20 protein-coding genes are annotated in these 20528 nt (G+C 58.7%); 3 read left to right on the forward strand and 17 right to left on the reverse strand.

The genetic code is table 11. The features are described 5' to 3' along the window. Positions 1 to 39: 39 nt before the first annotated feature. The 5 genes from ACXAC3_RS06925 to ACXAC3_RS06945 form a co-directional block, all read right to left on the reverse strand. Positions 40 to 726 carry a porin family protein gene (locus tag ACXAC3_RS06925; protein WP_475158097.1) on the reverse strand — a complete coding sequence of 229 codons (687 nt, stop codon included), beginning with the start codon at positions 724 to 726 and terminating at the stop codon, positions 40 to 42. Between the two features lie 185 nt (positions 727 to 911). Beyond that, positions 912 to 2156, reverse strand: coding sequence for a DUF3179 domain-containing (seleno)protein (locus tag ACXAC3_RS06930; protein WP_475158098.1), 1245 nt, complete (start codon positions 2154 to 2156; stop codon positions 912 to 914). Between the two features lie 47 nt (positions 2157 to 2203). Then, complete coding sequence (locus ACXAC3_RS06935; RefSeq protein ID WP_475158099.1) at positions 2204 to 3871, reverse strand: sulfatase-like hydrolase/transferase; 1668 nt, start codon at positions 3869 to 3871, stop codon at positions 2204 to 2206. Between the two features lie 107 nt (positions 3872 to 3978). Further along, a complete protein-coding gene (locus ACXAC3_RS06940; protein WP_475158100.1) occupies positions 3979 to 5616 on the reverse strand; it encodes a sulfatase-like hydrolase/transferase in 1638 nt (545 codons plus the stop codon). A 1-nt stretch (position 5617) separates the two neighbouring features. Then, complete coding sequence (locus ACXAC3_RS06945; RefSeq protein ID WP_475158102.1) at positions 5618 to 5896, reverse strand: hypothetical protein; 279 nt, start codon at positions 5894 to 5896, stop codon at positions 5618 to 5620. A gap of 122 nt (positions 5897 to 6018) precedes the next feature. Here ACXAC3_RS06945 and ACXAC3_RS06950 point away from each other — a divergent pair, with 122 nt between their 5' ends. Further along, positions 6019 to 7347, forward strand: coding sequence for a tetratricopeptide repeat protein (locus ACXAC3_RS06950; protein WP_475158103.1), 1329 nt, complete (start codon positions 6019 to 6021; stop codon positions 7345 to 7347). A gap of 38 nt (positions 7348 to 7385) precedes the next feature. On the opposite strand, the gene ACXAC3_RS06955 is transcribed toward ACXAC3_RS06950, so the two are convergent. From ACXAC3_RS06955 to ACXAC3_RS06975, 5 genes are all read right to left on the reverse strand, one after another. Next, the gene (locus ACXAC3_RS06955) at positions 7386 to 8132 is read right to left on the reverse strand and encodes a proteasome-type protease (protein WP_475158104.1); all 747 of its coding nucleotides are present in this window, start codon (positions 8130 to 8132) and stop codon (positions 7386 to 7388) included. A gap of 11 nt (positions 8133 to 8143) precedes the next feature. After that, positions 8144 to 8941, reverse strand: a complete 798-nt coding sequence (locus ACXAC3_RS06960) for a transglutaminase family protein (RefSeq protein WP_475158105.1) — start codon at positions 8939 to 8941, stop codon at positions 8144 to 8146. Positions 8942 to 8944: 3 nt separating this feature from the next. Next, positions 8945 to 9886 carry an alpha-E domain-containing protein gene (locus ACXAC3_RS06965; protein WP_475158106.1) on the reverse strand — a complete coding sequence of 314 codons (942 nt, stop codon included), beginning with the start codon at positions 9884 to 9886 and terminating at the stop codon, positions 8945 to 8947. Positions 9887 to 9889: 3 nt separating this feature from the next. Continuing rightward, positions 9890 to 11308, reverse strand: a complete 1419-nt coding sequence (locus ACXAC3_RS06970) for a circularly permuted type 2 ATP-grasp protein (RefSeq protein WP_475158107.1) — start codon at positions 11306 to 11308, stop codon at positions 9890 to 9892. 181 nt (positions 11309 to 11489) lie between these two features. Next, positions 11490 to 12362 (reverse strand): LysR substrate-binding domain-containing protein, encoded by an 873-nt coding sequence (locus tag ACXAC3_RS06975; protein WP_475158109.1) that lies wholly within the window; start codon positions 12360 to 12362, stop codon positions 11490 to 11492. Between the two features lie 108 nt (positions 12363 to 12470). Here ACXAC3_RS06975 and ACXAC3_RS06980 point away from each other — a divergent pair, with 108 nt between their 5' ends. After that, positions 12471 to 14033 carry a trimethylamine methyltransferase family protein gene (locus tag ACXAC3_RS06980; protein ID WP_475158110.1) on the forward strand — a complete coding sequence of 521 codons (1563 nt, stop codon included), beginning with the start codon at positions 12471 to 12473 and terminating at the stop codon, positions 14031 to 14033. Positions 14034 to 14045: 12 nt separating this feature from the next. Continuing rightward, complete coding sequence (locus tag ACXAC3_RS06985) at positions 14046 to 15137, forward strand: aminomethyl transferase family protein (RefSeq protein WP_475158111.1); 1092 nt, start codon at positions 14046 to 14048, stop codon at positions 15135 to 15137. Between the two features lie 67 nt (positions 15138 to 15204). On the opposite strand, the gene ACXAC3_RS06990 is transcribed toward ACXAC3_RS06985, so the two are convergent. The 7 genes from ACXAC3_RS06990 to ACXAC3_RS07020 form a co-directional block, all read right to left on the reverse strand. Next, the gene (locus ACXAC3_RS06990) at positions 15205 to 15864 is read right to left on the reverse strand and encodes a DUF2461 domain-containing protein (RefSeq protein WP_475158112.1); all 660 of its coding nucleotides are present in this window, start codon (positions 15862 to 15864) and stop codon (positions 15205 to 15207) included. A 12-nt stretch (positions 15865 to 15876) separates the two neighbouring features. After that, positions 15877 to 16221 (reverse strand): TfoX/Sxy family protein, encoded by a 345-nt coding sequence (locus ACXAC3_RS06995; RefSeq protein ID WP_475158113.1) that lies wholly within the window; start codon positions 16219 to 16221, stop codon positions 15877 to 15879. After that, positions 16221 to 16619, reverse strand: coding sequence for an MAPEG family protein (locus ACXAC3_RS07000; protein ID WP_475158114.1), 399 nt, complete (start codon positions 16617 to 16619; stop codon positions 16221 to 16223). Before ACXAC3_RS07000 ends, ACXAC3_RS06995 begins: the two co-directional genes overlap by 1 nt. 24 nt (positions 16620 to 16643) lie before the next feature. Further along, positions 16644 to 17030, reverse strand: a complete 387-nt coding sequence (locus tag ACXAC3_RS07005; RefSeq protein ID WP_475158115.1) for a VOC family protein — start codon at positions 17028 to 17030, stop codon at positions 16644 to 16646. Positions 17031 to 17098: 68 nt separating this feature from the next. Further along, on the reverse strand, positions 17099 to 18334 hold the full coding sequence (locus ACXAC3_RS07010) for an RNA polymerase sigma factor (RefSeq protein ID WP_475158116.1): 1236 nt from the start codon (positions 18332 to 18334) through the stop codon (positions 17099 to 17101). A gap of 3 nt (positions 18335 to 18337) precedes the next feature. Then, the gene (locus ACXAC3_RS07015) at positions 18338 to 18709 is read right to left on the reverse strand and encodes a YciI family protein (protein ID WP_475158117.1); all 372 of its coding nucleotides are present in this window, start codon (positions 18707 to 18709) and stop codon (positions 18338 to 18340) included. A 207-nt stretch (positions 18710 to 18916) separates the two neighbouring features. Then, positions 18917 to 20419 (reverse strand): hypothetical protein, encoded by a 1503-nt coding sequence (locus ACXAC3_RS07020; RefSeq protein WP_475158118.1) that lies wholly within the window; start codon positions 20417 to 20419, stop codon positions 18917 to 18919. Positions 20420 to 20528 lie beyond the last annotated feature (109 nt).

Below are 20528 nucleotides of genomic sequence, written 5' to 3' on the forward strand. Positions count from 1 at the left end.
GAGCCCATCCATCACCTGCGCCGGAACCACGCCAAAACGTCAGAACCGATAGGTGGCACCGACCAGAGGCCCGGATTGATTGAATTCGTAGGGACTGCCGTCGATATCATGATCAAATGAAATATAGCGGTATCCGCCGCGCAGCATCCATCTTTCATTGATGATATAATCGGCGGTCAGCAAGACCTGCCAGGTTTCACTGCCACTGCGAAACCCGCCATAGTCCAGATACGCCGTTCCGGTCCAGTCATCGGACAGTGTGAAACGCGCCCTTGCGCCGATAACCGGGTCAAACCAGCTGTCATCCGCGACAGTGTTGCGTCCCGGCATGGTCCCGGGGGTCAAAGTGAAGTCCGTTTCGGTGCTGTACCAACGAAAGCCGCCAAGCAGGTCCAGATTGACCGCAGGGTCCTGACGAATCCGGTAACCCAGCATCGCCGTTGCAAACTGTGTTTCGACCGAAGTGTCCAGTTCTGCGTTTGCGGGTCCGGGCGCGTTGTCGCTGAAGGAGAGGTCAGTATAGTTATAGTCGAACAAAACGCTCCAGCGCCCGTTTGTCGCAGCAAACGCACCCATAAAGGCAAAATCCAGGTTATCCAGCGCATCCGAAAAGCTGAGCGTACCATCCAGCGTTCCCATCGGTGTCTCGAACCTGGTCTCTGTCTCGGGCATGAACAGATAGATCGAGGCTTCGTAAGACCACCCGGACTGTTGGGATGCTGCCATGGTTGCAGATGAGGCCAGGAAAGCCAGACCAATCGCGCTACATGACGTCAATCGTTTAGTAAACACTGTGTCCCTCCGTTCACTCAGGTTCGTTCCGCTTGTTCGCGGGTTAGGTTCAGAACCACGACACGCGCCGATTGGTCGTAGCCTTGCGCAGATATGCGATCCGAAAGGGCGCAAACCGATCATGCCGCCACATCACTATTGCCCTGCGCGCCAGAACCAACGCGGTTGATGTCGGTTTTCGGGAAGAACTCGGACCAGACATGCCAGAATATTCCGGCGCGCAGGGTTTCGACGCGCTGCAACTGGCCTTGATCAGACATTCCCCAAAAGTCGCAGCGACTGACGGGTTTGCCGCTGTCGTTATACCAGACGCCAAGGCTTTCATATTTCGGGTCAAGGCTGACAACGATGTCGCGTCCGCCGACATTGGCGTTGACGATCCAGTTGTTCTCGATGACGAAATCATCCGTCCAGCAGACCGCGTCTTTACCGATGGTAATCCCCCAGACATAAGTCTTGTTGGGCAGGCGGTCGTCCGAACGGTCCATATTGTCCATCACGGGCGCGTCTTCCTGATGCTGGCGGCTAATTCCCCACCCAAAGGTGATCTCGGTGACCATATCCAGCAGCCGCAACAGGGGATTTGACGAGGGTTTGTTCAGAAAGACCTCGCCCTCCGGAAAGGCCTTCTGGAAACCGCGAAATGTCATCCGGTAGGTCGGCCAGGGTTTCATCTGTGCCTCTGGGCGCAGCGGGCAGGCGGGACCGTCCGCGCTCAAGTCACGATCCGCCTCGCGAAATCCGTATATGTGCTGAATGGGCTCGCCCGTCTCATTGTCACGCAGGATCAGGTTGTTGCCGTGCTGGGCCAGAACCTCAAGATCCAGCCGCTTGCCTTCGATGCGGGGGGCATAGCCCTGCCCAAGGTTCGCCATGGCGCAATAGGTCATGACCACGTCTTCGCCGCCCAGCCCGGTCGCGTCTCCGGCCAGATGAGGTCGCATGATCTGTGCGTCGGGATGCGCGCGGGCATGGCCGTTGTTTTCGATGACAATGACCGGCGCGGTGGGGCCGACAAACTTCTGCGCCTCGTTGATGGGAAAGAACGCGGCATCGTTCAGCTGGTTCCGCAGCCCCAGATGAACCCAGACATAGGGAAAGCCATAAAGCAGGAGGGTCAGCAAACCCGCGATTGCCCACAGCCACAATGGACCTGCGCCCATCAGAAAATGCGCCAGCGTCGCGACCAGAAACCCGCCCAGCCCGATTGCGATCAAGCGGTATTCGTGCCGGATAAAACGCACCATGTTCTCGCGCTTTACCTTCAGCAACATCTGCGAAATGTCGCCCAGATCGCGAAAGTACACAAAGCCGATCCCAAGCGCCACGACCAAGCCAAGAGCGAAAATCACCATTCCAGCCATTTGGACCACCTGTTGATTAGAGTTTCCATCCCCCGAACGGCGCGGGCCTATTGCTGTGGCGCGGCGCGCTTGACCAGAAAGGCGTCAACTGCCTGCTGCGTTTCGGGCCGCACATTTTCAATCCCCTCATAGGGCACGCCATAGGCTGGAGGCGTATCTGGGAATTTTTCCTTGCGGGCCATATGGCGGCCAAGGATGCGTGAGAATTCCTGCCCTCCCCAGGCACCAACTTCGGTCGAGACTGAATATTCCTCGCGCGTGTCCCGGTAGAGATCAAAGAACTTTGCCAGAATAGCGCTTTCCCCGGCTCCCGGCAGTTTCAGCTTAAGCTGATCCTTCACGATCGCCTCGGGTTTGTTCACCGAATAGACAATGACGTGATCGCGGCGGGCCTTGGATTCATCGGCAAACAACAAGGCGGCAGACTGATCCACCCCATCCACCAGACGATCCCGCGGAATGTACTGATCAGCCCCGGCGAAACGCGACAGTGTCGTATAGAGGTCCGAGACATGGATGATGCTGTTGAGCAATCCGTCCGCCTCGATCATGCCGGGCCAGCGAATGAAGGCGTCAACGCGGATGCCGCCTTCGGTCGTGTCACCCTTGCCGCCCGCATAGATCAACGGGGTGAACCCGGATTGCGGCGCGTATTTGGTGAAATGTCCGTTGTCGCCCATGACCACAACCACAGTGTTTTCCGTCAGGCCCAGCTCTTCCAGCCGCGCGAACAAGTCGCCCAGCCACTGATCCAGCAACTGCATCTTGTCCACATACAGACCTCCATTCACGCTCTCTGGTCCTGACCGCCCAGCGCGGGTGTTGTCCAGCGGGATCATCGGCCAGTATTGCAGGAAAAACGGGTCTTCGCCGCCTGCGAGGCGCTCCAGCTCTTCCAGTGTCTTGTCTTGAAACGCCTGGTTCATCTCATCGTATTTCGCAGCGTTCCAGCGTTCGCCGGTTTCCATACGGATTTCTCGGACTGGGCCGCCTGTTTCGCCTTCGATCACGGTCATCATTGCGGATGCATCGGGTCTGAACCAGTCGTCCAGGGTGTATTTGTCGTCATAATCCCGGATCGCCACCGAGACCTGTTCCTTGATCGCGTCGTCGTTGAAGATGGTCAGCTGACCCTGCTGGTGGATGGCGTGTTGGGCGTAATCGAACCCCTGGTTCATGGCCCAGCTTTCGGCGATGTCGCCCATATGCCATTTGCCGACATGACTGGTGGCATATCCTGCCTGTTTCAGCACCTCGGCCAGCGTCACCTCGTCTCCCGGCAGGCCAAAACCTGCGATGTCCACGGTCGTATCGCCCATTCCCATTCGCACCGGAAGCCGTCCCGTCATCTGCGCCACGCGGGTTGGGGTGCAGGACGGTTCGGTATACATCCGAACCATCCGCATCGCCTGATCCGAGAAATCGTTGATGTTCGGCGTCTCATATCCGCGCACGGCGTTAAGTTCGGGTATGCCCATGTCGCCAAAACCCATATCGTCGATCAGCACGCTGACGATGTTGGGAGGATTGCCGCCGTTGCTATCCCGAAAAGCGGCCAGCGCGTCGTCAACCGCGGCGTCGTCCTGCGCCCATTGCTGGTTGCGCTGCGCCTGCAGAATGTAAAACTCTGCATCGTGCTGAATTGGGTTCTCCTGCGCAGTCGCAGATGAGACCGCAAGGCCGGTCGACAGAAGCAATAACCACGTCAGTTTCATTCCGATCTTCCCCCCGTTTCTTGTTGTTCGATCCGGCAATATTTGCGCGAAATCGATATCATATTGAAACATTACGATATCTTTTCAGAAAACTCCACGCAGGCACCTCACTGCCAGCCCATGAAAACCTCGCGCGTCAGTTCCGATTCCGGGCGCAGATTCTCGATGCCTTCATAGGGCAGACCCGTGCCGATTTCGGAGTGCGGGTATTTGGCAATCATTTTCTGGTGGCGTTTGATCATGTCCTGAAAGGACGCACCGGCCCAAAGGGAATATCCGACAAGCGGGTGTTCCTCGCGCGGGTCGCGGTAGACGTTGTAAGTCGGCGCTGCCGCACCGGGCTGACCAGGGGCGGGCAGGTGCATCTTGAATTCCTGTTTGACCACCGAGCGCAGCACAGGACCTTCATAGACATACACGTAGTCGCGCCGCCCGTTGCCCTCACCGTTCAGCAACAGGGCCGTCTGGTCGATGCCGTCAATGATACGGTCGCGCGGAATGTGATCGGTTGCCCCGGCGATCCGTGCCATCGTGGTAAAGATGTCCGAGACGTGAAAGATGTCACCCGCGGCGCTGTTGGGCTCGATGACATTTGGCCAGCGAATGAACGCGTCCGTGCGCACGCCGCCTTCCAGATGCTGGGTCTTGCCACCGCGATAGATCAGCTGGTTCAGGCCCGAGGTCCCCTCGTAGTGATACATCAGGCCGTTATCCGCCATCAGAACCACGATCGTGTTGCCGGCCTTGCCGGTTTCTTCCAGTTTGGCCAACAGGTCGCCGATCCAGCTGTCCAGCAGTTGCAGTTTGTCTGCGTGAAACCCTCCGTTTCGGGAAATCGCCTGATCCGGATAGACGAAATTCAGGGGGTAAAGCGGCCAGTATTGCATGAAGAAGGGCGCATCCTCGGCGGCCACGCGGTCCAGTTGTTCCAGTGCCTGATGCTGATAGCGCCGGTTCATTTCCTCGTATTTCGCCTGCGTCCAGACCTCGCCTGTGCTCATATCGACTTCGCGGGCCTTGCCGCCGGCCTCGGCCTCAACACCGGTCACCAGCCCATAGGGCTTGAATCGTTCATCCAGCAGGAACTGATTGCTCTGACCCTCGGGCACATAGCCGAGCATGTTGTTGGCCCGCATCGCCTCGGGGGTCATGAGGCTTAGCTGAACCTGTTGATGCAGGGGGAAGGCAGCCCAGTCGAACCCCTGATTGTGCGGATAGGATTGTTCGATATCGCCCTGATGCCACTTGCCGACATGGGCGGTGTTGTATCCCACTTCTTTCAGGATTTCCGCCAGCGTCACCTCGCTGTCCGGAAGACCTTCGCCCACCAGCGCCACCTTGACCTCTTCGACCCCGGCTCGCACGGGATGACGGCCCGTCAGCATTGCCGTGCGCGTGGGGGTGCAGGAGGGCTCGGTATACATGCGCATCAGCGACAAACCTTCGGTCGCCAGCGTGTTGATGTTGGGGGTTTCGATCCCCATGACGTAGTTCATCTTGCGGTCACCCATCTGACCAAAGCTCACGTCATCAATCAGGATGTACAGAAAGTTCGGGGGGCGGTCGCTGTTAGCCTCGCGGATTTCGGCCAGGCGGGCATCGATCTCTTCGTCCTGTGCGTCCCAGACATCGCCGAATTGCGCGCGCAGATACTCAAATTCGCCGTCATGGATGATCGGGTTTTCCTGGGCCAGCGCCGAGCCGGCGCCAAAAACGATCAGGGGCAGAAGATTTCGGAGTTTCATGTCAAACCTTTCCTTCACTGGTACCTGCGTCATCCGGGGCGGGATCAAAGGCCAGCAGCTGCCTTTCGATACTGTTCCGCAAATCCGCCAGGCTTTCGGCCAAATCGGCGAGGTATCTGGGTTGCGTTCCGGCGACGGCCTGCGGCCCCCTAGCCAGTTCCAGAAACACCTCCTGGTAATCCGCGCACATCTGATCGAATTCCTTGTCACGGTCCCTCAACGCTTCAAGCCGGGGGGCCGAACCGGGAAACTGAGCGGAAAAGAACGCGTCTTCTGTCATTGCTCTGGTGTCCGTGCGATGTGCCACAAAAACATGCCCGGTCCAGAATATGTCTTGAACGTAATAAGTCGCATGCTACCGTAGCAACGCGCCGCCAAGTCCTTACCCAGAAAGGATAGTTCTTGACTGCCCCATCGAATGAAGACCGGCTTCGCGATGTGTCGTCGTTTTCGCCGGAACAGGTCCGGCTGGCGCTGGGCGCGATTCTGGAGTCGAAAGAATTCCGGGGTTCGGCCCGGATGCAATCGTTTTTGTCCTATGTCGTGACCGAGGCGTTGGCCGGTCGAACCGAAGAAATCCGGGCAAAGACAATTGCCATGGACGTGTATGGTTACGACGCGGATGACCTGACCAAACGCGAAGGGGTTGTTCGCGTCGATGCCGGACGTGTTCGGCGCAAGCTCAAGGCGTATTACAACGGTGACGGAGCGACGGCGGAGGTAATCATTTCGCTGCCGGTCGGCAGTTACGCACCCGAGTTCCGTGCGGGGGCAGCGGGCGGTGTCGAAGGGAAGCAAGGCGGCGTTCGGCTGTGGGCCGGACTGGGGGCCGGTGCCGCCGTGATTGGAATTGCCGGTATTCTGGCTGTGATGTTTTTGAACGACGCGCCCCGGTCATCGCCGGAAACAGATCAGCCCACAATCTATGACGTCTCGCCAACCCGCGTCGAAGCGATGAATTTGTGCAATGCCGGGCGCGATCTGATTTTCCCGGTCGTCGATCTTTCGCGTCTGCGCCCGGCTTTGCTGGTGTTTGAAACGGCATCCGAACGCGATCCGCTGTTCTATTGCGGCTATGCCGGCGCGGCTCAGGTTGAAGCCATGCTGGCCATTCTCCAGTCGGGCAACCCCGCCTCGGATGAATTGTTCGCAGCGTCGGATGAGCACAGCGCCTATGCTTTGGAACTGGCACCAGACGCGCCCTGGGCCCTGTCGGCACGGGCCTGGTATGAGTTTGGCGTGAGCAATCACAACAGGGCCGTCACCCTGTCCGAGCGCGCAACGGATCTGGCCCCCGATGATCCGCATATTGCCGAGTTTGACGCCTTGATATCGCTCTACACCGCGAATTTCGAACGCATCAAGTCTCATGCCAGCCGCTACAAGGCGCTGGCCGAAGGCGGTGATGCGCTGGTTCTGGGCAATGCGTTGGGGGCAGCCCAGTTTCACACCGGCGATTACGCGGCGGCGATCCGAACCTACGAAGAAACGATTGCAGAGGGTGGGCCGTTCGGGCCGATTTCCACCGCCTATCTGATGGCGTCTCGCTGGATGAACGGTGAACCGGTCGAAGCGCGCCGTTTGGCGGATATGTATGCCAGAACCTGGCCTGATTATCCGTTTGAAGCGATAAAATACAGGATCTTTGCCAGTCCCGAGCCTGTTCAGGAATTGCTGGCGGCAATGCGTGCCGCAGGGTGGACAAGCAATATGCCTGCAGGCGGGCAATGACGGCTCGTGACGACACGAACAGGCGGTGCCAAGACCCCTTAGCGCTCGGCCCCGCTTGAATTGTAGTCGGGCAACTTTGCCAAAGCGGATTTCAGAGCGTCACCCCAGCCGTCTGAAATGGTTCGGAAATACGCATCATCGGCCTCAAGCCGCGAACGCTGACCCTTTGTCAGGCTGTCTTCTTCGTACAGCAACAAATCCAGGGGTGCGCCCACGGAGAGGTTTGCCTTGATGGTCGAGTCGAAACTGACAAGCAACAGCTTGACCGTTTCCTCGAAGGTCATGCCGGGATCGTAAGCCCGTACCAGGATCGGGCGGCCATATTTTGTTTCTCCGATCTGGAAAAACGGCGTGTCCGCCCCCGCTTCGATGAAATTGCCTTCGGGGTAGATAAGGAACAGGCGCGATGGGCCGCCCTTGATCTGCCCGCCCAGAATAAGCGTGGCGTGAAAGGCGCTGTCCGCCTGCTGTCCTGCGCGGGCATGCAGTTCGATGACGTCCTTCAGTGTTTCAGCAACCAGTTGCGCGACCTGAAACATCGTCGGCGCCTCTAGGATCGACGGGGCGCGATCTTCGGGGGCTTTCGTGCGTTCTTCGAGCATGCTGACGGTTGCCTGTGTGGTCGCCAGATTGCCTGCGGTCAGCAACGTGATGGAGCGCTCGCCCTCGACCGTCCAGTTGAACATCTTTTCGAAGGTCGAGATATTGTCGACCCCGGCATTTGTCCGGGTGTCGGACATAAAGACCAACCCACGGTTCAACCGCATCCCCACAGCATAGGTCATTTTGTTCTCCGCTATTGCTGTGCGACTTGCAACTGTACCGAAAGTTGCTCGCCCGCTGCCCCAATTCTGCTTCCTATTACCGGTGCAGCCTGCGCGTAGTCCAGACCTGTCGCTACGCGAACATATCTGTTGTCGGGCGAAATTCCGTTCGAGACGTCGAAGCCCACCCAGCCCAGACCATCGACGTGCACCTCGGCCCAGGCATGGGTGGCGTCCTGAATGTCGACATCATTCATCATCAGATAGCCCGAGACGTACCGCGCCGGCAGCCCGAGTTTCCGCGCACAGGTGATGAAGACATGCGCATGGTCCTGACAAACACCGCAACCGGCCTCGACCGCGTCTTCGGCACTCCAGTCGGGTTTTGAGCTTCCAACCTTATATTGCACACGCTCGCGAACCAGATCGGACAGGGCGTGCAGACGGTCGAGCGGCTCGCCCTGCGGTAGTGAGCCGACAAGGTCCGCCACGCCTTTCTTCGGTGCGGTTTGTGGCGTTTCGCGCTTGAACAGCCACAGCGGCGTGGACCCCTCGTGCTTGCCAAGGACGCCATGCGTGTCCTCTACCTCGACGACGCCTTCCGACACCAGCGAAACATGGGATGTGTTGGGTTCAAAGCTGATCAGTTCGACCGTGTTTCTGTGACAGTCTTCGAAGCTCAGTTCCTTGCGCCCGCCGTCAACCTGGGTGTCCCAACTCAGGACATTCTGATTGCGGAAGGATTTTGGTGTTTTCCTGAGTTGTTGCAACCCGAAGGGCACCGGAGCATCAAAGTCGTATCGTGTTTCGTGTTTGATGTGCAGTTTCATGGGTCACTCATTAAATCGGTAATCGACTTCAATCTGTCGGCTCAACCCGGCAAGATCGCGCAGCGTGTCCTGGATGTATTCGTGCAGACCGTAGTCGAAAACGCCTGTGATCTTCTGATCCGCCAGGCGCGCGTAAAGGCCCTGAGATGCGTTGCCGGAAGGCATTTCCGATCCGTATTCCTTTTCCAGAAGCGACAGGCTTTCATGGATATGACGGCAACAATAACTGAGGCTGCGGGGCATCCGTTCGTCAAGGATCATGAATTCCGCAATCTCTGACGGTGACGTTTTTTGGCCATGGGTCATCCTGTATCCGCCCCCGGCCCCCACCGAACGCAGGATGGTTTCCCACTGGGCGTTGTCCAACGAAGACCCAACCGAAAAGGCGGTTGGCAGCAGGACGTAATATTTTACGTCCAGAATGCGCCCGGTGTTGTCGGCACGTTCGACAAAGGTGCCCAACTGGGCGAAATCATGGATGTCGTTGCGCAGCATGGTGCCTAGATAAGCACCCCGCACCAGCGCCGCCTGGTGGCGCACCAATTCCAGCACCGCGGGCAAGTCACGTTCGTTCACCCTGCGCTTCAGCGGTTCCTGAATGCGCATCCAGGTGGCGTTCACAGCGCTCCAGACGTCATAGGTGAGGGCGGTGCGCACAAGCCGGGCGTTGTCACGGGCCTGCTTGATGACCGATCGAACGGATGACGCATTGTCGGTGTCGCGCAGCATCCAGTCGATCGCGTTGTCCTTGGTAACCTCGTCATACTTGGCCTGATACCCCGCCAGAACTCCGGCGGTTTGCATCACCGGCACCCATTCGTCATTGCCGTTATTGGTTCTGGTCAGCGCCATCCGCTGGCCGGTTTCCAAAAGCCTTGCGGTGTTTTCAGCGCGCTCCAGATACCGGGTCATCCAGAACAATCCACCCGCAGTTTTCCCCAGCATGGCTCAGTCCTCCAGAACCCAGGTGTCTTTGGTGCCGCCACCCTGGCTGGAGTTCACCACCAACGAACCTTTCTTGAGCGCGACACGGGTTAGCCCGCCCGGCGTAATCCTGATCCCGTCCGGTGAGACCAGAACAAACGGGCGTAAGTCCACATGCCTGGGTGCCAGCCCCGAGCGGGCAAAGATCGGAACCGTCGACAGCGACAAGGTGGGCTGTGCAATGTAATTCCCCGGCCGCGCCTTTAGCTTGTCGCGGAACGCGGCGATCTCACGTTTGCTGGCCGTCGGGCCGATCAGCATTCCATAGCCGCCGGACCCGTGCACCTCTTTCACGACCAGATCGGTCAGGTTGTCCAGGACATAAGATAAAGAGTCGGGATCAGCGCAGCGCCACGTCGGGACATTCTGCAGCAGAGGTTTTTCGCCGGTATAGAACTCAACGATCTCGGGCATGTAGGAATAGATCGCTTTGTCGTCGGCAATCCCGGTGCCCGGCGCGTTGGCGACGGTTATTCCACCCGCGCGATAGACATCCAGAATTCCGGGTACCCCCAGCGCGCTGTCCGGATTGAAGTTCAGCGGGTCCAGGAAATCGTCATCCACGCGCCGGTACAGCACGTCGATGGGGCGGTACCCCTGCGTCGTCCGCATACAGACACGCCCGTGCACCACCCGCAGGTCATGCCCTTCGACAAGTTCCACCGCCATCTGATCGGCAAGAAACGCATGTTCGTAATAGGCGGAATTGTAGATCCCCGGGGTCAGAACCGCGACGGTGGGTTCGCCTTCGGCACAGTCCGGGGCACAGGCCGCAAGTGATCGTCTCAGGTTGCGCGGATAGTCCGACACGTTCCGTACATTTGTGGCGCTGAACAGTTCGGGAAACATCTTGAGCATGGTTTCCCGGTTTTCGAGCATATAGCTCACACCCGAAGGCGTGCGCGCGTTATCCTCCAGCACGTAGAATTCATCCGGTCCGGTGCGAACCAGATCAATGCCAACGATATGGGTGTAGACGCTGCCGGGGGGTGTGACGCCGATCATCTGGGGCAGGAACGCCTCGTTCTCTGAAATCATGCTGGCAGGTATGCGCCCGGCCCGCACGATTTCTTGCCGGTGATAGATGTCGTACAGAAATGCGTTGATGGCCCGGACCCGTTGGTCGATCCCCTTTTCCAAACGCTGCCATTCCCGGCCGGAAATCACCCTTGGCACGATGTCAAACGGTATCAGACGTTCTTCCGCTTCGGCCTTTCCGTAGACGTTGAAGGTAATTCCCGTAAGCCGAAAAACCTCTTCGGCCTCACGCTGTTTCGCGCGCAACCTCGATACGTCTTCTGCATTGAACCAGCGACCGATTTCCTCGTAAGGCCCACGAAGAGATCCATCCCCGTTGAACATTTCATCAAAATACTGACCCATGAGGAATGTTTGACGAACGCGTCCTGTTTTTCAAGCCAAACGCTTGAGGATGCCGCGAACCACGCGAATCCAGCCTGTTTTTTGGGCACAAAAAGAAAGACATGGCTACAGTCACCATTGCAAATCGCGGCCTCGTCCGGGTTAAAGACATGCCGTTTCGATGGATCAGGGAACGGAACGATCACGTCTGACGTTGAACCCAGTCAGAAAAAGCCCGCGCGGTTTCGGTTTCTGCCGCCCGGTTTGGCCGCACGAGGAAATAGCCATAATCAGAGAGTTCGGCACCGGAAAGCCGGACCAGTTTTCCGTCGTCCAGTTCCGGCCGGACAAGATCGTCCATCAACGCGATGCCCTGGCCGTCGATGACGGCCTGCACCCGCACATTCGGATCGGGAACGATCAAAACATCTCGCCGCGTTTGTCGGGGAAGCCCGGCGGCGTTCAGCCAATCGGACCAGGCGTTGCTGTCATCCCGGTCCCTGAGAAGGGTAAAGTTGGAAATCGCGCCTTCAATTCCCAGCGTTTCAACCTTATGCGCGGCAGCCTGATTGCCAACCGGAAAGGTGGGCATGGGCATGAACGGAGTCACGACCCCGTCGTCCCATTCCCCGTTGCCCCATCTGATAAGCAGATCGGCATCCCGTGTTTCGCGGGCCGAGAATTGGATCATGGGCTGGATACGCAATTGAACGTCCTGATGATCCTGCATGAAGGACATCAGCCGCGGCGACAGCCAGCGCGCCGCAAAGTAAGTCGACACACCGACTGTCAGCGTGTTTGAGGACAGCCCCCTGATTTCACGTAATTCCGCCTCGATCTGCTCGTATCGGGCCTGACAGGCCGCCAGCAGGCTCAGTCCGGGACCAGTCAGGCTCACGCCTCTTGTTGTGCGGCGAAACAGCGTCAGCCCCAGATCGGCCTCCAGCGTTTTGATCTGATAGCTGACGGCGCCCTTGGTCATGTTCAGCGCTTCGGCAGCATCCGAAAAACTGGAATGGCGCGCAATCTCGGTGAACAGGCGCAGAAGGTCATGATGGCGGAACAAGTCAGGCATGGAGTTTACGTACAAAAATTTTGCACGCAATGGAAAGAAAAATTCGATTTTCCGGTCCTGAACGCCATGCAAAATAGCGTTTATAAGAGTTGTCATACTGAATCGGAGTTGGCTGATTTGAACGCGATTGCGCAACCGGATGATCACGCCGAACCACGCGGCAGGGCGCGTCGGGGTCGGCTGTCGCGCCAAAAGGCTCCGCCAAATGCCCCCAGTTTCACAAGGCGCAAGATCCCCGCTTATGAGATTCTGAGCGCGCAGGCGCTTGCGCGGATCGAAGATCAGGCCGACTGGATTCTTGAAACCATCGGAGTGGAGTTTCGGGGCGACCGTACTGCCATCGACCTCTTCGCTCAGGCCGGAGCGGTTGTCGAAGGTGACCGGGTTCGCTTTGCGCCGGGACTGGCACGCGAGCTTTGCAAAACGGCGCCAACGGAATTTCGGTTGCACGGGCGGGATCCGGAAAAGACCGTGACCCTGGGGGGCGACAACGTTGTGCTGATGCCGGGTTATGGCTCGCCCTTTGTCAGCGACCTGAAACACGGCCGACGCTACGCGACGTTGGCGGATTTTCGGAATTTCATAAAACTCGCCTACAGCGCCCCGGCACTTCACCATTCGGGTGGCACGGTGGTCGAGCCCACGGATGTACCGGTGAACAAGCGCCATCTGGACATGATGCTGGCGCACCTGACCCTGTCCACCAAACCGTTCATGGGGTCGGTCACTGCGCCGGAACGGGCGCAGGACAGTATCGACATGGCAAGGCTGGTGTTCGGGCGCGACTTCATGGAGCGCAACGCCGTTATGCAGGCCAATATCAATGTGAACTCGCCCCTGGTCTATGATCACACCATGTCGGCGGCCTTGCGGATCTACGCCGACGCCAACCAATGCGTCTGCGTGTCTCCGGCGATATTTGCAGGGGCCATGGGGCCGCTGTTTCCGGCGGCGGTCGCGGCGCAGACCCTTGCCGAGGCGATGGTCGGCATCGCATTGGTTCAGTTGGTCCGGCCCGGTTGCCCCGTGGTTTTCGGCAGCTTCCACTCCACGATGAACCTGCGCAGCGGCGCGCTGACATTCGGGTCGCCCGAGGCCAATCTGACCACCATGGTTCTCGGCCAGTTGGGCCGCCGACTGGGTGTTCCCGTACGCTCTGGCGGCGGACAAATCACCGCGTCCAACACGCCGGACGGGCAGGCGATGCAGGATAGCGTCGGCGCGATGTGGGCCACGCTTTTGTCTGGCGCTCATCAGGTCTGGCATGCGGCGGGCTGGCTCGAAGGTGGGCTGGTCATGTCCTATGAGAAATTTGTCATGGACCTCGATCATTGCGGCGCCATGATGAAACTGTTGCAAGGGTTCGAAACGGAAGATGAGTCCTTTGGCCGGGATGCCTATCTGGAAACAGGGCCGGGCGAGAACTTTCTGTCCACCAGCCACACGCTGCGCCACTATTCCACCGCCAATTTCGAGCCGCAGGTCCCGGACGCAGGGCCGTATGAGGCCTGGATGGAAGCCGGTGCGCCCGCCGCCGATCAAAGGGCGTCCGCACGATGGCGTCAGATGCTGGCCGACTATCGGCAACCGGAAATGAAACCCGGCATCCAGACCGCGCTTGAGGCATTTGTCCAGGAACGCAAGGCTGCGATGCCGGATGAATGGTACTAGGAAGGAACCAACGTGACACAGGAACTCAGCCGCACATCCGCTCTTGCTTCGCGCCACAAGGCTCTTGGATCGGGCCTTGAGGATTGGAACGGAATGGGCACGGCCTGGAGCTATGACACCGACCCGAAGGACGAGCATGACGCGGTGCGCGAAAGGGCTGGCATGTTCGATATGTCGCCGCTGAAAAAGGTGTTTGTCCGCGGCCCCGAAGCGCAGGGTGTTCTGGATCATCTGACCACGCGCGATCTGTCGAAAGTTGCGCCCGGCAAGGCCGCGTATCTGTGCGTTCTGACCGAAACGGGTGGTATCGCCGATGACGCCATCGTGTCGAACAATGGCGGGGACGAGTGGATGATCGTGCATGGTTCGGGCGACACGATGGCCCTGTTGGAAGCCTCGGCGCAGGGGCGAGATGTCGAGGTTGAGTTTACGGATGACCTGCACGATCTGTCGGTGCAGGGGCCGGCGGCCTTGGAAATTCTTGATGCCAACGTGGACATTGATCTGGGCGGACTGGCCTATTTCGAACACGCAGCTGCTTCGCTATTCGGCCATCCCTGCCGGATTTCGCGCACGGGCTATTCCGGCGAACGCGGGTATGAAATATTCGCGGATGGCGCGGCCATCACGGACATCTGGGACCAGCTGGCCGCGGCGGGGGTCATGCCCTGCTCGTTCGCCGCGCTCGACAAGGTGCGGATCGAAGCCGGGCTGTTGTTCTATGGCTACGACATGACCGAAGACAACACGCCCTGGGAGGTCGGCCTTGGGTTTACCGTCTCACAGACCAAGGGCGATTTCCGCGGCAAAACGGCGTTGATGGCGGCAAAGGGCGGCGAGACCGTTATCAACGTCTGCCTCGATATCGACCACGCAGATATGGTTGAGGGCGGCGAGACCCTGATGATTGATGGTGAACAGGTTGGTGTGATCAACAGCCCCTGCCATTCGCATCGGCTGGGGAAATCGCTTGCGCTGGCCCATGTCCGCCCGAACCTGACGGTGGGCACATTGGTTTCGGTTTCGGGCAATGGTCTGGATACGACCGCAGAAATCGTTGCCTGTCCGGTCTTTGACCCGGAAAAGTCCCGCACACACAGCTAGAAGAGAGGGCGTTACATGTCGTCAGACGGCGCGACCAAGACTGTGGCCCGATTCCGGACCGTTGCGGCTATCCTACCTGAGACAGGAGTTGATAAACCGGCATCAATTTCTGCCATTCCGTGATGACCCGGGCGACCAGATCCGGTTGCGTGACAAAGCGGGGGTCCTCGTGTTCGATCCAGGCGGCAAAACCCTTCCGCCGCAGCGCTTCGCCGTTGGGATGGTTTTTGTCGAATTCTGACGGCACACGTTTCAGTTCCGGCTGGCCTATGCGGACACCCTTGCCGCGCAGGTCTGAACTCAGCTGCATCAGTTCCGTCCCTTTGGGTCCGGCCATAGCCTGGCGAAAACGCGACAAAGCGGCCTTGTCATATTGAAACACCCCGCAGCCGAGCGACAGGCGTTCGGGCGATACCCCAAAGAACCACATCGGCGGCTGGCCGGATTGCACTTTTGGAGTAAATGCGATGTGAAGGTGCGTGTTGTAGGGTGTCTTGTCTTTCGAGAACCGGAGATCGCGATTGATCCGAAAAATCCTGCTGCTGTGGCTCTGACCCGTTGAATCACGAAGGGCACTTGCCGTTTCACCCGCGAACTGTTTGCCCGGTCCTTTAACATGGGCCTCATAGGTCGCCTTGTTTGCGGTAAACCAGTCTTTCGTGTTGTTTGCCTGTAGACCTTCAAAAAACCGAAGCATGTCCGGTGAAAAACATTCAAAATCGGTCATCAAAGCCTCCGTTTACGATTTTGCAGGAAGCGCGGCCGCATGGTTCAGACACATTTGCAACCAGCGATGTAGAGCGGCGTCGTCACAGTCCTGGGCGGTAACGTGGATGAACCCGCCCAGCTTGCGGGTTCCGTGAATCACGGGTGCGGCCAACGGATCCCTGAGCGCTGCAGCTTCGTTTGCCTTGCCCACCCGGAACATGAACCGTCCGACACCGTCCTTATGGCGTCGCGCACCGCACAACATGTTACCATTCAGAAAGAAACACAGCCCGCCCATCATCCGTTTCTCGGAAATGCCCACATGCGCGACGAGTATGTCGCGCATGCGCTGGTTCAGGGTTTCATCAACCGGCATCAGACCGTCTTTCCCAGTTGCCACAGGATTGCCAGAGCAAGCACTAGCATCGTGGATACCGTCAACCCGGCACCAATCGCTCGGCCCTTGCTGTCCGCGGCAGCGCGCAGGCTGAAATAGTGAATAAGACGCCCCAGCAGCAGAACTGCGCCGCAGGTCGCGACCAGCCATGTTGCGACACCGGAAATTTCGGCCCCGGCAAGCGCTAAAAGCGCCAGCGGAACGTATTCCACAAAGTTCCCATGCGCCCGCATAAGCCTTAACAGGTTGTCATCCCCGCCATGCAGCAGAAGGATACCGGTTTTTGTCCGCCGCACGCCGACGGCAATCGCCATCGGTATGCTCATCAATACAAACAATGCTGTCACGCCAAGCGCGATATGGGGTGCCTGTTCCATCTGATACCTCCTTCCCGTTCGCGCCTAGGACGCCATGCTTTCGTAGGTGATCAACGCAAAGCGCGCGCCCTGTGGATCGGTCAGGGTTGCCATCCGCCCGACACCCGGCATGTCCATCGCGGGTTGCACGACCGTTGCACCCTTGGCCTCAGCTGTGGTCACGCTGCTGTCAACGTCAGCGACGGTGAAGAAGATCGTCCAGCTGCCATCTTCTTCCGGCACGGGCGAGAACCCCCCGATTGCCGTTTCCCCGACAACAGCAGCGGAATAACTGGAACCGTCCTGCATCGGCATGTCGTTGATCGTCCACCCCAGCACATCCCTGTAGAAGGCTTTGGCCTTGCCCTGATCCGGGCCGGAATGTCCGATCCAACCGGAATTGCCGACGGTGGTCATGTCAAGAATACTCATGTTCATCTCCCTTGTAAGCGCCCGCGACATGCGGGTCTGATCCAAGGACGGATGAGCGGGCGTGTTCCCTACAACTGCCCCAGTTCTTTTTTGCTGACGGCGATTTTGTTCGTAACTGCAATGCTTTCGGGTGTCGTGGGTTCCAGTGTCAGGACGGTTTCAAAGGCGGCTATCGCGGCCCGGTGGTTGCCCGTTTCCTGCAATAGCGTACCCCGCATCGCATGGAACCACCGATAGAGCGCCAGATCCTCTGCCAGCGGTTCCATCGCCTGCAGGGCAAATTCCGGCCCGTAAATCTTGGCCTGCGCTGCAATCTGGTTCAGGCGGATGACCGGAGTTGGCAACAGCGTGTAAAGCGCTGCGTAATGCGCCTCGATCATGGTCCAGTCGGTATCTTCCGATGACTTCGCACGTGCATGCGCCGCAGCGATAGTCGCCTGAATGATGTAGACTCCACGGTGGTTGATCCGTTGCGCCTTTTGCAGCAGCCCGGTTGCCTCGGCGATGTTCGCGCGGTCCCATTGCGTCCGATCCTGATCGTCAAGGGCCACGATCTGACCGTCAGCCCCAATTCGGGCGTGCCGCCGCGCATGCTGAAGCAGCAGCAGGGCCAGGAGAGCCACCTGCTCACCCATGGCCGGAAACAATACGACAAGCAGACGCGCCAGGCGGATCGCCTCTTCACAGAGCGTCAGCTTTATCTGATCCGGCCCGGCCGAAGTGGACCAACCTTCGTTGAACATGAGGTAGATCATCAGGGAAACCTCGCCCAACCGCGTCCCGCGTTCCTGCGGACTGGGCGTCTCAAATGCAACAGGGTTGCTGGCGATCTTCTTCTTGGCGCGGGTGATCCGCTGTTCCATCGCCTTGGGCTTGACGAGAAAGCCGCGCGCGATTTCCTCAACGCTGAGCCCGGCAACGATCCGAAGCGCCAGGGCGATCTGATCCCTGCGGTCCAGCTCGGGATGGCAGCAGATGAACAGCAGCCGCAGCACATCATCGCGCATCTCGTCGGGGTCTGGTGTTTCCGCAGGCACCGGCTGAAACTCCTCGTTGTGGCGCGAAAGAATGGCCGAACGGCGCTGCGACTGGCGCAACCGGTCCAGCCCTGCGTTCCGCGCGGTTGTCAGCAACCACGCCAGCGGATCGCGCGGCGCACCATCCTGCTTCCAGATCGTCAGCGCCTTGAGGCAGGCATCGGCAAAGGCCTCCTCAGCCATATCGATGTCTCGGAAGTATCGGGTCAAGGCCGCGATGGCCCGCGGGCGCTGCTGTGTAAACGCTGCCTCCAGCCAGTCAGACATGGGTTATTCCGAAGATATCGCACCCCCCGCCCAGGCGACGGGCCGGACTTCCAGCCGGGCGACCGGCGAAGAAATCATCTTTGCGTATTCCAATGCCTCGTCGAGGTCTTTGAAATCCGCGGCGTAAAAACCCAGAAAGTTCTCTTTTGTCTCGGAAAACGGCCCATCCGTGATCAACGGCGTTTGACCTTCGGTTGAAGCGGGTTCCACCATCACGGCCGAGGTGGGCGGCATCAGCTTCATCGACACAAACTCGCCCCGTTCCTTCAGCGCGGTCTGCAACGCGCCATGTCCTTCCATGACCTCGTCTTGCCGTTTCTTGGGCAGCGCCTCAAACACACCGGCCTCGCCATAAATCGTGATTGCATAGATCATTTCCACCTCCGCATGTTTTGTCCCATGCTGCAAGGACGCGCCGCGACATGCAATTCCGACATTTGTTCTGAATCGCCGTTCAAGCACCGACCGGATGCCGGAGAGGAACTTTCGTTAAACCGCCTTCGCACTGTCTGGCTGTGGTCAGAGATGTGACCGAGGCTGAGGTGGGGGCAAAACCCGTCCCTGCATTTCTGGCGCAGGATGCTATTCGAACCCGCCTTCGATTGACCGGACCAGGGTTTCGATGGGTCCATTGGACCAAACCGTGTTCCGACCCTTGGCGATCCGCCGCATGGATTCCAGCATGACCGAGTTTTCATAGCTGAGCGAAAAGGCGATGTTTTCGGGGCTGACGGCCAGAAACGGATTGTCGTGCAACCGTGTCTTGTGCTCCATCGTCACCGTCATCACCTTTCGGAACCTTTGTCCATTTTGGATTTCGGCGACCGCAACCCTTGGCGCGGGCTTTTGCAGATCGGCACCGCCGGCCTTCCATTCCCGCCGGACTGAGGCTTCTTTCCAGTAGTTGTCGCGTACCGAATTGTAGAGCGAGCGGGCTTTCTTCCGTTTCGACTTGACGATCTTATAGGCCTCTTTCCGGCGGCCAGCCTCAATCAGTTTCAGCACCTCTTTTTCAGCTTGCTGAAGCTCGCGCAGAACGGCCTTTTTGCTTGGGCTGAGGTTGTCGATCGCGCGCTTCCACGCACGGCGGTCCGGGCCACGGTGAAACAGGTCCTTCAGCTTTTTCAGGTGACCTGCGTGTTTTACCCACGGCTTGAAAGTGCGCCGCTTGATCTGACCCTGACCTTTGAGATTGCGGATTCCCTTGATGCCCTTGATCGCGGTTATGGCGCTGGATGGATCGCTGGTGGCACCAAAACCTTCTTCGGTGAATTCGGTAAATGGTATCGGATTGAGAAGATTGCCAACCTTTGCATAAAGCCGCGCCCAGGCCTGCGCCGCCTCGCGTTCCGCCAGTTCCTCCTCCGATATCCTTGTCCGGTTGATTTCGTTGAAATACAGCGCCTGAACCTCGGCCATTGCCGCCATGACTTCGAAGGCGGATGTATCGGTGAACACAAGCGACAATTGATGGCCGCCATCGGGGGCCGGCGCGAACTGTGCGTTAAGCTTTGCGTTGGGTTCGATCCCCTTGATTGCCTTTTCGGCGGGGCCAATGATTGCGTTGCGCGCGTCGGTCTGGGATTCAAACGAACCGGTGACCGGAACAATCACGCGATTGGGACCGTCATCCAACGGATAGTTTATGCCAAAAGGTCCGATGTTGAACCAGGCGTCTGCCGCCACGGCCTGATGGGCGGCGGCCGATTTCCCGGGCTTTGATTTCTTTGCGCGTGGTCCGGGTTTGGGCGCTGACGTCCTTCGGGATACGCCCCGCGCTTTGTCGGTCAGTCCCAGATCAACCTTTCTGATCCGCTTTCGAATGTCGCCCAGCAAGCGTGTGCGAAACCAGGTGCTCAGTTCCAGCTTAAACAGACGCCCCAGTCCACGACGCTGGTCCGACAGTTTGGCTTCAAGCGCCCGAAGGTCGTTCAGGGACGTTTCCGCGACCCAGCCGTCAAAATCCCTGACCCGTCTGCGGATTTCTTCGGTGTCGCCGGCGCTGATCCTACGCGCCAGCAACCGGATGAACGCCTTTTCAGGTTCTCGCTGCGCCTGCGCGATTGCCTGTTCGTAGGCAGCCATCCATTGCCTGCTGCGGCCTGTTTTGGTCACTCCGGACATGTCAGTGTACCTTCCTTGCCCGGACCGAACGCCGCGGCAGGGTTAGGTGTTTTCCCGAACGGTCCCATAA

The organism is Ruegeria sp. ABV4_181 (assembly GCF_056158465.1).

Excerpts from the sequence above, each read along its gene's own strand:
- ACXAC3_RS06925 (WP_475158097.1), bottom strand. The coding sequence starts at position 726 with ATGGCAGCATCCCAACAGTCCGGGTGGTCTTACGAAGCCTCGATCTAT.
- ACXAC3_RS06930 (WP_475158098.1), bottom strand. The coding sequence starts at position 2,156 with ATGGCTGGAATGGTGATTTTCGCTCTTGGCTTGGTCGTGGCGCTTGGG.
- ACXAC3_RS06935 (WP_475158099.1), bottom strand. The coding sequence starts at position 3,871 with ATGAAACTGACGTGGTTATTGCTTCTGTCGACCGGCCTTGCGGTCTCA.
- ACXAC3_RS06940 (WP_475158100.1), bottom strand. The coding sequence starts at position 5,616 with ATGAAACTCCGAAATCTTCTGCCCCTGATCGTTTTTGGCGCCGGCTCG.
- ACXAC3_RS06945 (WP_475158102.1), bottom strand. The coding sequence starts at position 5,896 with ATGACAGAAGACGCGTTCTTTTCCGCTCAGTTTCCCGGTTCGGCCCCC.
- ACXAC3_RS06955 (WP_475158104.1), bottom strand. The coding sequence starts at position 8,132 with ATGACCTATGCTGTGGGGATGCGGTTGAACCGTGGGTTGGTCTTTATG.
- ACXAC3_RS06960 (WP_475158105.1), bottom strand. The coding sequence starts at position 8,941 with ATGAAACTGCACATCAAACACGAAACACGATACGACTTTGATGCTCCG.
- ACXAC3_RS06965 (WP_475158106.1), bottom strand. The coding sequence starts at position 9,886 with ATGCTGGGGAAAACTGCGGGTGGATTGTTCTGGATGACCCGGTATCTG.
- ACXAC3_RS06970 (WP_475158107.1), bottom strand. The coding sequence starts at position 11,308 with ATGGGTCAGTATTTTGATGAAATGTTCAACGGGGATGGATCTCTTCGT.
- ACXAC3_RS06975 (WP_475158109.1), bottom strand. The coding sequence starts at position 12,362 with ATGCCTGACTTGTTCCGCCATCATGACCTTCTGCGCCTGTTCACCGAG.
- ACXAC3_RS06990 (WP_475158112.1), bottom strand. The coding sequence starts at position 15,864 with ATGACCGATTTTGAATGTTTTTCACCGGACATGCTTCGGTTTTTTGAA.
- ACXAC3_RS06995 (WP_475158113.1), bottom strand. The coding sequence starts at position 16,221 with ATGCCGGTTGATGAAACCCTGAACCAGCGCATGCGCGACATACTCGTC.
- ACXAC3_RS07000 (WP_475158114.1), bottom strand. The coding sequence starts at position 16,619 with ATGGAACAGGCACCCCATATCGCGCTTGGCGTGACAGCATTGTTTGTA.
- ACXAC3_RS07005 (WP_475158115.1), bottom strand. The coding sequence starts at position 17,030 with ATGAGTATTCTTGACATGACCACCGTCGGCAATTCCGGTTGGATCGGA.
- ACXAC3_RS07010 (WP_475158116.1), bottom strand. The coding sequence starts at position 18,334 with ATGTCTGACTGGCTGGAGGCAGCGTTTACACAGCAGCGCCCGCGGGCC.
- ACXAC3_RS07015 (WP_475158117.1), bottom strand. The coding sequence starts at position 18,709 with ATGATCTATGCAATCACGATTTATGGCGAGGCCGGTGTGTTTGAGGCG.
- ACXAC3_RS07020 (WP_475158118.1), bottom strand. The coding sequence starts at position 20,419 with ATGGCTGCCTACGAACAGGCAATCGCGCAGGCGCAGCGAGAACCTGAA.